Here is a 13,913-nt window from a genome sequence, read left to right on the forward strand (position 1 = left end):
CCGGATATGGTTGCGGACATGACTGAGGCGAACCCCAGGATCAGTAAGGCTGTCATTCCCGCCGCGGGTCTCGGTACTCGCTTTCTTCCCGCCACCAAAGCCACTCCGAAGGAGATGCTGCCGGTCGTGGACAAGCCGGCGATCCAGTACGTGGTCGAAGAGGCCGCGGCAGCAGGGCTCGACGACGTACTGATGATCACCGGCCGCAACAAGCGCCCCCTCGAGGACCACTTCGACCGCAACCACGAGCTCGAGTCGGCCCTGGAGAGGAAGGGCGACGGCAGCAAGCTCGCCAAGGTCCAGGAGTCCAGCGACCTCGCGACCATCCACTACGTCCGCCAGGGCGACCCCAAGGGCCTCGGCCACGCCGTCCTGTGCGCCGCCCCCCACGTCGGCAACGAGCCCTTCGCGGTCCTCCTCGGCGACGACCTGATCGACCCCCGTGACCCCCTCCTCCAGCGCATGGTCGAGACCCAGGAACAGCACGGCGGCAGCGTCGTCGCGCTCATGGAGGTCGCCCCCGAGCAGATCCACCTCTACGGCTGCGCCGCCGTCGAGGGCACCGACGAGGGCGACGTCGTCAAGGTGACGGGCCTGGTCGAGAAGCCCGACCCGGCCGACGCCCCGTCGAACTACGCGATCATCGGCCGCTATGTCCTCGCCCCGCAGATCTTCGACGTCCTGCGCAAGACGGAGCCCGGCCGCGGTGGCGAGATCCAGCTCACCGACGCCCTCCAGCAGCTCGCCGCGGACGAGAAGGTCGGCGGGCCCGTGCACGGCGTGGTCTTCAAGGGCCGCCGCTATGACACCGGCGACCGTGGCGACTATCTGCGTGCCATTGTCAGACTCGCGTGCGAACGTGAAGACCTGGGCCCGGACTTCCGGACCTGGCTTCGTAGTTTCGTAGCCGAGGAGATGTAGCCACTTTGAGCAGCGCCGCGACCCGCGCCACCGGCCGGGACCACCTGTGGTCGGTGACCGAACACCTGGAGGACGTCCTCGCCACCGTCCGCCCCCTGGAACCCATCGAGCTGCAGCTCCTCGACGCCCAGGGCTGCGTCCTGGTCGAGGACGTCACGGTGCCGGTGTCGCTGCCGCCGTTCGACAACAGCTCCATGGACGGGTACGCGGTGCGGGTCGCGGACATCGCGGGCGCGAGCGAGGAGTTCCCGGCCGTGCTCACGGTCGTCGGGGACGTGGCGGCGGGCGCGGCCGAGCAGCCCCATGTGGGGCCCGGCGAGGCCGCCCGCATCATGACCGGCGCCCCCCTGCCGCCCGGCGCCGAGACCGTCGTCCCCGTGGAGTGGACCGACGGCGGCCTCGGCGAGGGCCCCGTCTCGGGGATGCGCGCCCGCGGCGCGAGCCCCGACGACGCCACCGGCCAGGTCGCCGTCCACCGCGCCGCCGAGGCGCGCGCGCACGTACGCGCGAAGGGCAGCGACGTGAAGGCCGGGGAGCGCGCCCTAGCCGCGGGCACCGTCCTCGGCCCTCCGCAGCTCGGACTGCTGGCCGCCATCGGCCGGGCGTCGGTACGTGTACGCCCGCGCCCGCGCGTGGTGGTGATCTCCACCGGCAGCGAACTGATCCCCCCGGGCGGGCAGTTGGGCACCGGCCAGATCTACGACTCCAACAGCTTCGCCCTCACCGCAGCCGCCCGCGACGCCGGCGCGATCGCCTACCGCGTCGGCGCCGTCGCCGACGACGCCGAGACCCTCCGCTCCACCATCGACGACCAGCTCGTCCGCGCCGACCTCGTGGTCACCACCGGCGGGGTCAGCGTCGGGGCGTACGACGTCGTCAAGGAGGCCCTGGAGTCCGTCGCCGACGAGGACGAGGAGGGCGCCGGCATCGAGTTCCGCAAGCTCGCCATGCAGCCCGGCAAGCCCCAGGGCTTCGGCACCATCGGCCCCGACCACACCCCGCTGCTGGCCCTCCCGGGCAACCCGGTGTCGTCGTACGTCTCCTTCGAACTGTTCGTGCGGCCCGCCATCCGCACCCTGATGGGCCTGGAGGACGTGCACCGTCCGACCACCACGGCGACCCTCCGGGCACCCAAGGCGCTGACCTCGCCCGCCGGGCGCCGGCAGTTCCTGCGCGGCACGTACGCCGAGGGACAGGTCACCCCCGTCGGGGGCGCCGGATCGCACCTGGTCGCGGCCCTGGCGCAGGCCGACGCGCTGATCGTGGTCCCCGAGGACACCGAGTCCGTCGAGCCCGGCACGGAGGTCGAGGTCGTCCTGCTGGGCTGAGGTCCCGCGGAGGCGATCCGCGGCCCCAGCGGTCCTGCTCGGCCGAACCGCCGGGGGTGGCGTACCGTGTCGCGCACAACAGGCCGCGCGCCGCACCGCGACGGGCCCCGACCGGGAGCGCCACACCACGATGAGTACGCCGCAGGACCGACTGACCCACATCGACGAGGCGGGCGCCGCACGCATGGTCGACGTCTCCGGGAAGGACGTGACCGCGCGCACCGCCCGCGCCAGCGGCCGGGTCCTGGTCTCGCCGAAGGTGGTCGAACTGCTGCGTGGCGAGGGCGTCCCCAAGGGCGACGCCCTCGCCACCGCCCGTATCGCCGGGATCATGGGCGCCAAGCGCACGCCCGACCTCATCCCGCTCTGCCACCCGTTGTCCGTGTCCGGGGTCGAGCTCGATCTGTCGGTCGCGGACGACGCCGTCGAGATCCTGGCCACCGTGAAGACAACGGACCGCACGGGCGTCGAGATGGAGGCCCTCACCGCCGTCTCCGTGGCCGCGCTCACCGTGATCGACATGGTCAAGGCCGTCGACAAGGGGGCGGTCATCACGGACGTGCGCGTCGAGGAGAAGACGGGCGGCAAGTCGGGCGACTGGAGCCGGTCATGAGCGACACCCCGCACCCGGCGTCGGGCCCCGCCTCGGCCTCCGCCTCCGCCGGGGGCCCTCCCGCCCCGTACCGCGCGCTCGTCGTGACCGCCTCCAACCGGGCCTCCGCCGGGGTCTACGAGGACAAGGGCGGACCGCTGATCGCCGAAGGGCTGGCCCGGTTCGGGTTCGCCGTGGAGGGGCCGCAGGTCGTGCCCGACGGGGACCCCGTGGAGGCGGCGCTGCGCGCGGGCGTGGACGCCGGGTACGACGTCATCGTGACGACCGGCGGCACGGGCCTCTCGCCCACCGACCGCACCCCCGAGGCCACCCGCGCGGTCCTCGACCACGAGGTGCCCGGCATCCCCGAGGCGATCCGCGCCCACGGCCGGGACAAGGTGCCCACCGCAGCGCTCTCCCGGGGCCTCGCCGGTGTCGCCGACCGCACCCTGATCGTGAACCTGCCGGGTTCCACGGGCGGCGTACGGGACGGTCTGGCCGTCCTGGAACCGCTGCTGACCCACGCAGTCGACCAGATCCGTGGCGGGGACCACCCGAGGCCGGCCGGCGACGGGGACGCCCCCACCGCCCTCGCGGCCGAGGACCACGGGCGGCCCGCCGGACCCCGTGGGGGTGCGAGCTGAACAGCCCATCCTGGCCCGTAGTGCTGGTGGACGGCGATGTGGTCCTCCGGCCCATAAGGATGCGCGACCAGCGGGCCTGGCGCGAGGTCAACCGGCGCAACCGGGACTGGCTGCGCCCCTGGGAGGCGACCATCCCGCCGCCCACCCCGAGCGGGCCCATCGCGCACCGGCCGACCTACCGTCAGATGGTCCGCAATCTGCGGGCGGAGGCGAACGCGGGCCGGATGCTGCCGTTCGTCATCGAGTACCAGGGGCGGCTCGTCGGGCAGTTGACGGTCGCGGGGATCACCTGGGGCTCGATGTGCTCCGGGCACGTCGGCTACTGGATCGACGAGTCGGTGGCCGGGCGCGGGGTGATGCCGACGGCGGTGGCACTCGTCGTCGACCACTGCTTCAGAACCGTCGGACTGCACCGCCTCGAGGTCTGCATTCGCCCCGAGAACCGGCCCAGCCGACGGGTCGTGGAGAAACTCGGATTCCGCGAGGAAGGGCTTCGTCCACGCTATCTTCACATCGACGGTGCCTGGCGTGACCATCTGGTCTTCGCCCTCACCGCCGAAGAGGTCCCCGAGGGGCTGCTCGGCCGCTGGCAGCGCGAACGGGCGCGGAACGCCGGATCCGAGGCGGGCAAGCCAGGGCCGACGCAATAAATGAAATACATGTTCGAAAAAAGATGATCGGCCGACGATCGAGTTGAACGGGTCGAAGCGTTCTCGGTGCGTGAAATTCCCGCTCTCGGCGGCCAGCTGATCGGATCGGTCACAAAAAAAGCTCGAAATATCAGCCAGATCGTGCGACACACCGGCCCAATTGGCAGATGGCCCCATGCAAACCCCTCTACGGTGTGAGCGTGAGCAGCAGCGGCCTCATCTACGCAGTCATCGTCGGGGCCTGGGCCGCCTACTTGGTGCCGATGTGGCTCCGTAGGCAGGACGAGCTGAACGAAGCCCGTCCGACGGAACGCTTCAGCACCGCCATCCGGCTGCTTTCCGGACGGGCGGGCATGGAGCGCCGATACGCCAAGGACCTGCGGGCGCGCTCCACCGAGGAGGGGGAGCCGGACGCCGACCCGGACGCCGTCACCGACTCGGTGGACGTCCGGGCCTTCGCCATGCCCCCGCACCGGGCGCACACGAAGGCCCAACTCCCGGTGGAGCGGGGTGAGTCACCGCACCCCCCGAAGCAGGCGCAGCAGCCGGCGAAACCGGCACCCCAGGGCAAGGCCGCGCCGCAGGGCAGGCCGGTGCCCCAGCAGGGCGGCGCGGGCACACCCACGGCCCCGCCGGCGGCGGCCGGAGCGCCGGGCGCCCCCCGCGCGAAGACAGCGGCAGCCGCCGCGTCCCCCGCATCGCCCCCCTCCTCGCCGTCGGACAAGCGCAAGGCGGCCGCACGCAAGGCAGCCGCACGCAAGGCGGGCTCGGCGGAAGCCCTGGCACGGGCCCGGCGCTCGAAGGTGCTCGCGCGGCGACGGCGTACGACCGTGCTGCTCTTCCTCGCCTTCACCCTCGGCGCGGTGGTCGCCGCGGTCGGCGGACTCACCTTCCTCTGGGCGCCCGCCGTACCCGCCATACTGCTGAGCGCCTACATCGCGCATCTGCGCCGCCAGGAGCGGAAGCGGTTCGCGTACGTCATGGACCGCAGGCGGGCCGAGGTGGCGGCGCAGCAGCTGCGGGAGCGGCAGCCCAGGCGGCGGCCGGTGACCGAGCCGGTGGACGCCGACGAGCCGGAGGACGGGCCAGAGAACGAGGAGACCAGGCCCGACCTGAACGCCCTCGCGGCCGACCGCCGGGCCCTCGTCGAGCAGACCGACCACGCCGAGTGGATCGACCAGCAGCGCGAGCGGCAGCGCAAGCCCGGCCAGGGCGAGAGCTGGGACCCCGTCCCCGTTCCGCTCCCCACCTACGTCACCGCGCCGGTCGCCCCCCGGGCCACCTCCGGGGTCGACCTCGGCGCACCCGACGCCTGGAGCTCCGCGCGCTCCAGCGCGGCCGACCCGCACGCCGGGACGCGGGAGGCGGAGTCGGAGTCCGCCGCCGACGAGGACCCTGCCGGTGCCGGGCCGCCCGAGGCTGCGGACACCCCCGGCGGCGGCCGCTCCGACGCCCGCCGCGCCGCGTCCGCGCGCCGCTCCCGCGAGCGGGGCCGCACGCCTCTCTTCGACCAGTACGAGGAGGGCGACCGCCCCCGGGCGGCCAACGAGTGACTCCCGGCCTTCTGGTCCGCCCGCTCCCTGACCAGCCACGAGCCCGTCGGAGGCGGATCGGCGGCCCGCCCGGAACGGATTTCCAAGCAGCCGGATGGGGATGCTAGAGTTTCACTCGTTGCAAGGGCCTGTGGCGCAGTCCGGTAGCGCACCTCGTTCGCATCGAGGGGGCCAGGGGTTCAAATCCCCTCAGGTCCACGCAGCTCAAAGCCCCGGTAGGGATCTCCCGACCGGGGCTTTGGCATGCCGTGCAGCGCGAAGTACGGCAACTACTCCGGATCTTGTTCCCGAGGTACTTGCCGAGCTTGCGCAGAGCCCGGCGGGTGGCTTCCGACGGGACGTGCGTGCCGAGGTCACCCCGGAACACCTCCATGGTCACCGCGATCTCGCCGACGAAGTCGGAGTCCCCCACAGCTCGCCGGCCGCCCGCTTCGCCAACTCCCGTCCCTTCTGCCTGCGCTGATGGGCGGCGACGCAGATCTCTGCGCGCGGCAGTGTGGCCGACCACGCTTCGGTCCTGGTCTCGTCGTGGACCAAGCGCCGGTTGATCCGTTGTAGCTGCATCTGCGCTGTGATCTCCCCGGCGTCCAGGTTGACGTTTGCCCAGGTGAGCCCCACCACCTCGCCGCGTCGGAAGCCGAGGACCAGGATCAGTACGTACGCCGCGTACAGCGGGTCATGTGCAGCGCCGGCCGCTTCGAGGAACTGCCGCGCTTCTTCGACCGGCCAAGGATGCCGCTTCGGGGCCCCCGGCATCTCCCCGGAGGGCTCCTTGTCCACCACTGTCAAGTCCGCCGACGAGAGTGGTGAACGCGGCAGGGGGTTCCTGCCTCAGGTGACCAGCTCATAGATGCTCACGGCCGTCAACCACAGGCCGGTGAGGAGGGAGAGCGTGACAACCAACTGCTCCTGGTGCTGGCCCAGCCAGTTCCGCAGGGCGTTCAGCCGGGCTTCCGCGGTCGCCGGTGCCCAGACCGCGTACATCTCCATGATGATGAGACTGAGCGTGGCCAGTAGACAGTAGCCGGTCAGCGCGAGCCAGTCGCCGGCGGTGGAGAGGTTCGCCTCCAGGACCGTCGCAGCACCGGCGCCGACCAGCGCCCAGGGCTGCACCAGCCAGGCCAGACCGGCGGCCGCGACCGGAGAGGCGTTGTCGATCAGGGCGGCCCAGCGTGGTGGGCCGTGCGGGCGGGGCGGCCTGTGCCGCCGGTACGCGCCGTACAGCACCAGTGCCACGCCGATGACGAGTTTTGCGGTGATCGCGGCGGTCGAGGGCGTGCTGTGGCGGGCCGGGGGCTGACCGCCGGTCAGCAGCACCACGACGGCGATCACGGCGATCAGGTTGGCCAACCACGACAGCAGGAACGCCAGCCCCTGACGGACGCCGCGCTGCGAGGAGAGCAGCAGGATGAAGGCGCTGTTGTGCAAGGGCCCAAGGGTGATGGCCGTACCGATCACCACCAGGTCGAGGACCATCGGACCAGGCACTCCTGGGTATCAGGGCCGTCCGCCACCCCTGGTTGGGGACCGGTCGGCAGAGGGAGGCGGCGCTGCCACGGTGCAGCATCCCGACTGTGCAGGCGGCGGGCCGGCGGGTCAAGCAGGCCACGCCCATGCCCGCGCGTCGGACGAAGGTGGGCCGTCTCTGCGCCGTCCGAGGTCGCTCGACACCGGCCGACGACGAAGCACGAGCAGCGGCAGCGGGTGAGTGGCTGACCGCGTGACAACGCCAACGAACGCCGGCGGACGGCACGGACACCACCGGGCCCACCAGCGCAGGTGAGAAGCACACCAGGTGGAGGTGCAGCAGCGAAGTACCGCAACCGCCCCGACCGCACGAGACGGCAGGCTGACGTGTTGTCAGGCGGGTGTCGTGGGGGCGGCGGGCGTCACGGCGGTGATCGTGTCGAAGTGGGGCCAGCCGTCCAGTTCGACCGTGTGGGCGGACGGGGAGCGGTCCAGGGCGGGGGACGCGGCGTCCAGGAGGCGGCGGACCGTGGCGGGTTCGTAGAGGTTGAGCCAGGTGTGGTCCGGCAGACGGACCAGGTCGCCGGCCGCGAAGTAGCAGCTGGAGACGACCCGGTTCTCGGCCGGCGCGAAGACCAGGACCAGGCGGCGGCGCCGGGGGCCCTCCGGGTGGAGCGTGAGCTTCAGCAAGCAGTGGCCGTGAGCGCGGTGGGAGCGGCGGCGGACCGTCCAGAGCCAGGTCGTGTCACCCACGACCATGCGGCGCAGGCGGCGGTTCTCTTTCACGGGGTCACGGTAGGGGGCGGGGGTGACGGCGGCATGGGAGTTTTCCCGCCGCCGGGCTGACCGGCCTCGACCGCCCCTCGCTGCCGCGCCGTGCCGCCGTGCCGTCGTGCCGTCGTGCCGTCGTGCCGTCGTGCCGTCGTGCCGTCGTGCCGCCGTGCAGGCGTGTCGCGTCAGAGCGGCTTCGCGAAGCAGAGGCTCAGTTCGTGGAAGCGGTAGTAGCCGAACTTGGCGCAGGGCTCGTAGCCGCTGGAGGCGTAGAGGGCGACGGCCTCCGGCTGCTTGGTACCGGTCTCCAGGACCATGCGCCTACGGCCCGCCGCACGGGCGTCGGCCTCCAGCTCGCCCAGGATGCGGCGGGCCAAGCCCAGGCCGCGGGCGGCCGGGGTGACGTACATGCGCTTGATCTCGGCGTCCCCGTCCAGATAGCCCTCGTCGCTCGCGTCCTGGGAGCGCCAGCCGCCCGTCGCGACCGGTCTGTCCTGGCCGTCGTAGGCGATCAGATACAGCCCGACCGGCGGCATGAAGTGCGCGGGGTCGACATGGGTGGCGTCCCCGCCGTCGCCGTAGCGGACGGCGTACTCGGCCTGGACCTCGTCGTTCAGCTTGACGGCGTCGGGATGGTCGAAGCGTACGGGGCGGATAATCATGTGGGGGATCGTACAACTATGCATGCGGAGGGGTGGGTGAGCGGTCCCGTCGGAATCTGGACCCAGTCCAATGTACGGGTATCGTGCAGCGGTGCTCACTGTGACCTCTGTGAATGTGAACGGGCTTCGGGCCGCCGCGAAGAAGGGCTTCGTGGAATGGCTCGGCGGGACCTCCGCGGACGTGCTGTGCCTCCAGGAGGTGCGCGCCGAGCCCGGGCAACTGCCCGAGACGGTGCGGGAGCCCGACGGGTGGTACGTCGTGCACGCTCCGGCCGCCGCCAAGGGGCGCGCGGGGGTGTCGCTGTACAGCCGGCGTGAACCCGACCGGGTGCGGGTGGGGTTCGGGTCGGCCGAGTTCGACGGCACCGGACGCTATGTCGAGGCCGACCTGCCCGGCGTCACCGTGGCCAGCCTCTATCTGCCGTCCGGCGAGGTCGGGACGGAGCGGCAGGACGAGAAGGTGCGGTTCATGGGGGAGTTCCTCCCCTATCTCAAGGAGCTGCGCGAGCGGGCCGCCGCCGACGGGCGTGAGGTCGTCGTGTGCGGCGACTGGAACATCGCCCACCGCGAGGCCGACCTCAAGAACTGGCGCGGCAACGTCAAGAACTCCGGGTTCCTCCCGGAGGAGCGCGCGTGGCTCGGCCGCGTCCTCGACGAGACGGACGGCGGCTACGTCGACGTCGTGCGCGCCCTGCACCCGGACGTCGAGGGCCCGTACACCTGGTGGTCGTACCGGGGGAGGGCTTTCGACAACGACAGCGGATGGCGTATCGACTACCAGGTGGCCACCGCCCGGCTCGCCGGCAAGGCGGTCAAGGGGTTCGTGGAGCGGGCCGCCACGCACGGGGAGCGGTGGTCGGACCACGCCCCGGTGACCGTCGTCTACGACCTCTGATCCCGCGGCGGTCACCAAGCCGGCCGGGCGGCTACGGCTGCTCGTCGGTCGGTGGCCGCTCGTCCGCCCGTCCGGCGTGCCGCAGGCGGCGGTCCAGTGCCATCGACAGTTCTGCCTCCGTCACGCTCTTTGCCAGGGGGCGGAGGCGTTCGAGGTCCTCGGGGCTGTGGTCGGGGTGGTTGAGGATGAGGTCGGTGAAGAGGGTGGCCAGGGCCTCGGCGTGGGTGCGGACGCGGCGGCCGGTGGCGAGGACGTCGGCCAGGGGGATGCCCTCGCGGACCAGGGCCGCGGAGGCGTCGAGGAGGCGGCGGCTGATGTGGACGATCTCGCCGCCGTCGGTGGCGAGGTAGCCGAGGTCGAGGGCGGCGGAGAGGTTCTCGGGGGTCGCCTGGTCGCCGAAGTGGTCGGCGAGGGCCTCGGGGGTGAGGCGGACCGGGGTCTCCTCGGTGGGTGCGCCTAGGCCGAGCAGTTCGCCCACGTCGCGGCCCTGGTCGAAGGCCTCGGCGAGTTCGGCGATGCCGTTCAGGGTGTGGCCGCGCTCCAGCAGGGCCGAGATCGTGCGCAGCCGGGCCAGGTGTGTGTCGTCGTACCAGGCGATGCGGCCCTCGCGGCGGGGCGGCGGGATCAGTCTGCGCTCCCGGTAGAAGCGCAGGGTGCGTACGGTGATGCCGGCCTCCCTGGCCAGCTCCTCCATGCGGTACTCGCGTCGCTCGCCGTCTGCTGCCACGTGGGAAGCCTATGTTGTACCGGCGGTAACTCGGCAGCGCCCGACCCCTACCCATCGGTACGGTCCTGCCCTACTCTCGCCATTGCGCCAGTGATTACTGGCGTGGACGTGAGGTGCGGACGCAGGGTGCGGACGCGGAGTGCGCACGCGATGAGGCGTGGAGGTACCGGATGGCCGAGCAGGGGCAGGGACAGGGGCACGACGACGGGGGCGGGGGTGAGTCCTCGTATCCGCACGTGCGGGTCGCGGTGATCGGGGCCGGGTTCGGCGGGCTGGGCGCCGCCGTGCGGCTGCGGCGGGAAGGGATCACCGACTTCGTCGTGCTGGAGCGGGGCGGCTCGGTCGGCGGCACCTGGCGGGACAACGACTACCCGGGATGCGCCTGCGACGTGCCGTCGCACCTGTACTCGTTCTCCTTCGCGCCCAACCCGGACTGGCCGCGCACCTTCTCCGGGCAGGAGCACATCCGGGCGTATCTGGAGCACGTCGCCGATGTCTTCCGGCTCCGGCCGCACCTGCGGCTGAACTGCGAGGTCAAGCGGATGAGCTGGGACGCGGAGGGGCTGCGCTGGGAGATCGAGACCAGTGGCGGGCGGTTCTCCGCCGACGTCGTCGTCTCCGCCACCGGGCCGCTCTCCGACCCCAAGATCCCCGAGGTCCCCGGGATCGACTCGTTCCCCGGCGAGGTGTTCCACTCCGCGCGCTGGAACCACGACTACGACCTGCGCGGCAAGCGGGTCGCGATGGTCGGCACGGGAGCCTCGGCGATCCAGATCGTGCCCGCGATCCAGCCCGACGTCGGCCGGCTGACCCTGTTCCAGCGGACCCCGCCGTGGGTGCTGCCCCGTGTCGACCGCGACATCAGCCGGGCCGAGCGGTGGCTGCACCGGCAGCTGCCCTTCACCACGCAGGCCCGGCGGGGGCTGCTGTGGGGCATCCGGGAGCTCCAGGTGCAGGCGTTCACCAAGCGGCCCGACCAGCTGGGCCTGGTGGAGCGGATGGCCCGGCGGAACATGGCGCGGGCGGTTAGGGACCCCGCCCTGCGTGCCAGGCTCACGCCCGACTACCGCATCGGCTGCAAGCGGATCCTGCTGTCGAACACCTACTATCCGGCGCTCACCCGGCCGAACGTGGACGTGGTCGCCTCCGGGCTCGCCCGTGTCGAGGGCTCCACGCTCGTCGCCGCCGACGGGACCACCGCCGAGGCCGACGCGATCGTGTTCGGCACCGGGTTCCATGTCACCGACATGCCCATCGCCGACCGGGTCGTGGGCGCCGACGGCCGGACCCTCGCGGAGTCCTGGGCGGACGGCGGGATGCGGGCGCTGCGCGGGGCGTCGGCCGCCGGGTTCCCGAACTGGATGACGATCATCGGGCCCAACACGGGCCTGGGGAACTCCAGCATGATCCTGATGATCGAGTCCCAGCTGAACTACATGGCGGACTTCCTCCGGCAGTTGGGCGTGCTGGGCGGCCGGGTCGCCCTCGACGCCCGGGCCGACGCCGTGGACGCCTGGAACCTGCGCGTGCAGAAGCGCATGGAGCGGACCGTCTGGAACACCGGCGGCTGCACCAGCTGGTACCTCGACGCGCACGGCCGCAACACCACCATCTGGCCCGGCACGACCACGGAGTTCCGCGGCGCCACCCGGCGGGTGGATCTCGCCGAGTACGAGGTGCTGCGGGTGCCGCGGCCCGGGGCGGGGAAGACCGGGGCGGGGAAGACCGCTGCGGGGGAGGTCGGTGGGGCGACCGCGACCGAGGCGACGAGGGTGGAGGCCGGAGCGTGACCCGGCTTACCCATGTGAAGCACGGGCCCTACGCCCCGCCCGTCGCCGTACGGGAGTTGACGGCCGTGTCCGCCGACGGCGCCCGGTTGCACGTGGAGACGCATGGGCCGGACGACGCGCCCGCGGTGGTGCTGGTGCACGGCTGGACCTGCTCGACGGCGTTCTGGGCGGCGCAGATCCGGGACCTCGCCGTCGACCACCGGGTGATCGCCTACGACCAGCGGGGCCACGGGCGTAGTCCCGCCGCCGCCCTGTGCAGCGCGGACGCCCTCGCCGACGACCTGGAGGCGGTGCTCGCGGTGACGCTCGCGCCCGGTGAGAAGGCGGTGCTCGTCGGGCACTCCATGGGCGGTATGACGCTGATGGCCGCCGCGGGGCGGGCCGGTGTCCGGGAGCACGCGGCGGCGGTGCTGCTGTGCAGCACCGGCAGTTCGAAGCTGGTGTCCGAGGCGCTCGTCGTGCCCGGCCGGCCCGGACGGGTGCGTACCTGGCTCACCCGCAAGGTGCTCGGGTCACGGGCGCCGCTCGGGCCGGTCACGCCGGTCGCCCGGCGGATCCTGAAGTACGCCACCATGGGTCCTGGTTCGTCGCCGGTGATGGTCGAGGCGTGCGCGCGGATCGTGCACGCGTGTCCGGCGCGGGTGCGGCACGCCTGGTCGCACGTCCTCGACACGCTGGACCTCGACCACGGCGTACGGGAGTTGACGGTGCCGGTCGCCGTCCTCGTGGGTACGGCGGACCGGATGACGCCGCCGGTGCACGCGCGGACGCTGGCCGCCGCGCTGCCGGACTGCGTGGGCGTGACGGAGCTGACGGGTGTGGGGCACATGTCGCCGGTGGAGGCACCGGAGGCGGTCACCGCCCGGATACGCGGGCTGGTGACGGCGTACGGACCACGGACCGAGCGGGACGAGCTGGAGGAGGCGGGCGCATGAGCAGGGGCGGCAGCAGGGGCAACGTCCTGGAGGGGCGGGTCGCGGTGGTCACCGGGGCCGCGCGGGGCGTGGGGGAACTCCTCGCCCGCAAGCTCTCGGTGCGGGGGGTGAAGGTCGCGCTCGTCGGGCTGGAGCCGGACGAGCTGAAGGGGGTCGGTGAACGCCTCTACGGCGAGAGCGAGTTCTGGCACGCCGACGTCACCGACCACGAGGCGATGGCGCGGGTCGCCGCCGAGGTGAAGGAGCGCTTCGGCCGGGTGGACGTCGTGGTCGCCAACGCGGGTGTCGCCAACGGCGGCCCGTTCGTCGACTCCGACCCGGACGCCTGGCGGCGGGTCATCGAGGTCAACCTCGTCGGATCGGCCGTGACCGGGCGGGCGTTCCTGCCCGCGCTGGTGGAGAGCCGGGGGTATCTGCTGCAGATCGCCTCCCTCGCCGCGATCACTCCGGCGCCGATGATGACGGCGTACTGCGCGTCCAAGGCGGGTGTCGAGGCGTACGCGCACAGCCTGCGGGCCGAGGTGGGGCACAAGGGTGTCGGGGTCGGGGTCGCCTATCTGTCGTGGACGGACACGGACATGGTGCGCGGGGCCGACCAGGCGGACGCCATGCGGGAGTTGAGGCAGCGGCTGCCGTGGCCGGCGGGCAAGACGTATCCGCTGGGCCCGGCCGTCGACCGGATCGTCGCCGGGATCGAGCGGCGGTCCGGGCATGTCTACGGGCAGTGGTGGCTGCGCGGCATGCAGGGCGTGCGGGGGTATCTGCCGGGCCTGATCGGAGCTTTCGGGCCGCGGGAGGTGCGGCGGTTCGAGGGGCGGCTGCGGGGGGTGCCGACCGGGCTCGTGGGGGCGGGCGGTGCCGCCGACGAACGGGAGCGCCAGGGGGTCGGTAACCGTGAGTGAGTGATCGAAATGCGTTGGATGTCCGCCCGTGTTTGTCTGGTCGAGGCCCGATCCCCTCACCCACATTGGGAGTGAA

General features: G+C 72.4%; 15 protein-coding genes and 1 tRNA gene. 11 read left to right on the forward strand and 5 right to left on the reverse strand.

Annotation, left to right across the window (positions count from 1 at the left end; translation table 11 throughout):
- Positions 1–18: 18 nt before the first annotated feature.
- The 7 genes from galU (at position 19) to ACZ4Z2_RS03760 (ending at position 5,886) form a co-directional block, all read left to right on the forward strand.
- Positions 19–921, forward strand: coding sequence for a UTP--glucose-1-phosphate uridylyltransferase GalU (gene galU, locus ACZ4Z2_RS03730; protein WP_468071981.1), 903 nt, complete (start codon positions 19–21; stop codon positions 919–921).
- Between the two features lie 5 nt (positions 922–926).
- Positions 927–2,249, forward strand: a complete 1,323-nt coding sequence (gene glp, locus ACZ4Z2_RS03735) for a molybdotransferase-like divisome protein Glp (RefSeq protein ID WP_468071983.1) — start codon at positions 927–929, stop codon at positions 2,247–2,249.
- 130 nt (positions 2,250–2,379) lie between these two features.
- Positions 2,380–2,862, forward strand: coding sequence for a cyclic pyranopterin monophosphate synthase MoaC (gene moaC, locus ACZ4Z2_RS03740; RefSeq protein WP_468071985.1), 483 nt, complete (start codon positions 2,380–2,382; stop codon positions 2,860–2,862).
- Positions 2,859–3,485, forward strand: a complete 627-nt coding sequence (locus tag ACZ4Z2_RS03745) for a MogA/MoaB family molybdenum cofactor biosynthesis protein (RefSeq protein WP_468071987.1) — start codon at positions 2,859–2,861, stop codon at positions 3,483–3,485. Before moaC ends, ACZ4Z2_RS03745 begins: the two co-directional genes overlap by 4 nt.
- A gap of 20 nt (positions 3,486–3,505) precedes the next feature.
- Positions 3,506–4,135: a GNAT family N-acetyltransferase gene (locus ACZ4Z2_RS03750; protein WP_468071989.1), complete on the forward strand. Its 630-nt coding sequence runs from the start codon at positions 3,506–3,508 to the stop codon at positions 4,133–4,135.
- A gap of 200 nt (positions 4,136–4,335) precedes the next feature.
- Complete coding sequence (sepX, locus tag ACZ4Z2_RS03755) at positions 4,336–5,688, forward strand: divisome protein SepX/GlpR (protein ID WP_468071991.1); 1,353 nt, start codon at positions 4,336–4,338, stop codon at positions 5,686–5,688.
- 124 nt (positions 5,689–5,812) lie between these two features.
- Positions 5,813–5,886: transfer RNA gene (locus ACZ4Z2_RS03760), tRNA-Ala, on the forward strand.
- A gap of 177 nt (positions 5,887–6,063) precedes the next feature.
- Here ACZ4Z2_RS03760 and ACZ4Z2_RS03765 read toward each other — a convergent pair.
- The 4 genes from ACZ4Z2_RS03765 to ACZ4Z2_RS03780 form a co-directional block, all read right to left on the reverse strand.
- Positions 6,064–6,471, reverse strand: a complete 408-nt coding sequence (locus tag ACZ4Z2_RS03765) for a site-specific integrase (protein ID WP_468071993.1) — start codon at positions 6,469–6,471, stop codon at positions 6,064–6,066.
- Between the two features lie 48 nt (positions 6,472–6,519).
- Complete coding sequence (locus ACZ4Z2_RS03770) at positions 6,520–7,164, reverse strand: GAP family protein (protein WP_468071995.1); 645 nt, start codon at positions 7,162–7,164, stop codon at positions 6,520–6,522.
- A 384-nt stretch (positions 7,165–7,548) separates the two neighbouring features.
- Entirely contained in the window at positions 7,549–7,941 is a 393-nt protein-coding gene (locus tag ACZ4Z2_RS03775; RefSeq protein WP_468071997.1) for a hypothetical protein, read from the reverse strand.
- 170 nt (positions 7,942–8,111) lie between these two features.
- A complete protein-coding gene (locus tag ACZ4Z2_RS03780; protein ID WP_468071999.1) occupies positions 8,112–8,588 on the reverse strand; it encodes a GNAT family N-acetyltransferase in 477 nt (158 codons plus the stop codon).
- Positions 8,589–8,658: 70 nt separating this feature from the next.
- Here ACZ4Z2_RS03780 and ACZ4Z2_RS03785 point away from each other — a divergent pair, with 70 nt between their 5' ends.
- Positions 8,659–9,483, forward strand: a complete 825-nt coding sequence (locus ACZ4Z2_RS03785; protein ID WP_468072001.1) for an exodeoxyribonuclease III — start codon at positions 8,659–8,661, stop codon at positions 9,481–9,483.
- 31 nt (positions 9,484–9,514) lie between these two features.
- Here the strand turns inward: ACZ4Z2_RS03785 and ACZ4Z2_RS03790 are convergent, their stop codons facing one another.
- Positions 9,515–10,177 (reverse strand): MerR family transcriptional regulator, encoded by a 663-nt coding sequence (locus ACZ4Z2_RS03790; protein ID WP_468072335.1) that lies wholly within the window; start codon positions 10,175–10,177, stop codon positions 9,515–9,517.
- Between the two features lie 203 nt (positions 10,178–10,380).
- On the opposite strand from ACZ4Z2_RS03790, the gene ACZ4Z2_RS03795 reads away from it, so the two are divergent.
- Genes ACZ4Z2_RS03795 through ACZ4Z2_RS03805 form a run of 3 tightly spaced genes read left to right on the forward strand, consistent with a single transcriptional unit; the run spans position 10,381 to position 13,837 of the window.
- Complete coding sequence (locus tag ACZ4Z2_RS03795; RefSeq protein WP_468072003.1) at positions 10,381–12,000, forward strand: flavin-containing monooxygenase; 1,620 nt, start codon at positions 10,381–10,383, stop codon at positions 11,998–12,000.
- Complete coding sequence (locus ACZ4Z2_RS03800; RefSeq protein WP_468072005.1) at positions 11,997–12,935, forward strand: alpha/beta fold hydrolase; 939 nt, start codon at positions 11,997–11,999, stop codon at positions 12,933–12,935. The genes ACZ4Z2_RS03795 and ACZ4Z2_RS03800 overlap by 4 nt, the downstream gene beginning before the upstream one ends.
- The gene (locus ACZ4Z2_RS03805; RefSeq protein ID WP_468072007.1) at positions 12,932–13,837 is read left to right on the forward strand and encodes an SDR family oxidoreductase; all 906 of its coding nucleotides are present in this window, start codon (positions 12,932–12,934) and stop codon (positions 13,835–13,837) included. The genes ACZ4Z2_RS03800 and ACZ4Z2_RS03805 overlap by 4 nt, the downstream gene beginning before the upstream one ends.
- The last annotated feature ends 76 nt before the right edge of the window (positions 13,838–13,913 follow it).

It is taken from the genome of Streptomyces sp. NPDC030183 (assembly GCF_055573455.1).

Excerpts from the sequence above, each read along its gene's own strand:
- moaC (WP_468071985.1), top strand. The coding sequence starts at position 2,380 with ATGAGTACGCCGCAGGACCGACTGACCCACATCGACGAGGCGGGCGCC.
- ACZ4Z2_RS03790 (WP_468072335.1), bottom strand. The coding sequence starts at position 10,177 with ATGGAGGAGCTGGCCAGGGAGGCCGGCATCACCGTACGCACCCTGCGC.
- ACZ4Z2_RS03780 (WP_468071999.1), bottom strand. The coding sequence starts at position 8,588 with ATGATTATCCGCCCCGTACGCTTCGACCATCCCGACGCCGTCAAGCTG.
- ACZ4Z2_RS03770 (WP_468071995.1), bottom strand. The coding sequence starts at position 7,164 with ATGGTCCTCGACCTGGTGGTGATCGGTACGGCCATCACCCTTGGGCCC.
- ACZ4Z2_RS03795 (WP_468072003.1), top strand. The coding sequence starts at position 10,381 with ATGGCCGAGCAGGGGCAGGGACAGGGGCACGACGACGGGGGCGGGGGT.
- ACZ4Z2_RS03785 (WP_468072001.1), top strand. The coding sequence starts at position 8,659 with ATGTACGGGTATCGTGCAGCGGTGCTCACTGTGACCTCTGTGAATGTG.
- ACZ4Z2_RS03745 (WP_468071987.1), top strand. The coding sequence starts at position 2,859 with ATGAGCGACACCCCGCACCCGGCGTCGGGCCCCGCCTCGGCCTCCGCC.
- galU (WP_468071981.1), top strand. The coding sequence starts at position 19 with ATGACTGAGGCGAACCCCAGGATCAGTAAGGCTGTCATTCCCGCCGCG.
- ACZ4Z2_RS03805 (WP_468072007.1), top strand. The coding sequence starts at position 12,932 with ATGAGCAGGGGCGGCAGCAGGGGCAACGTCCTGGAGGGGCGGGTCGCG.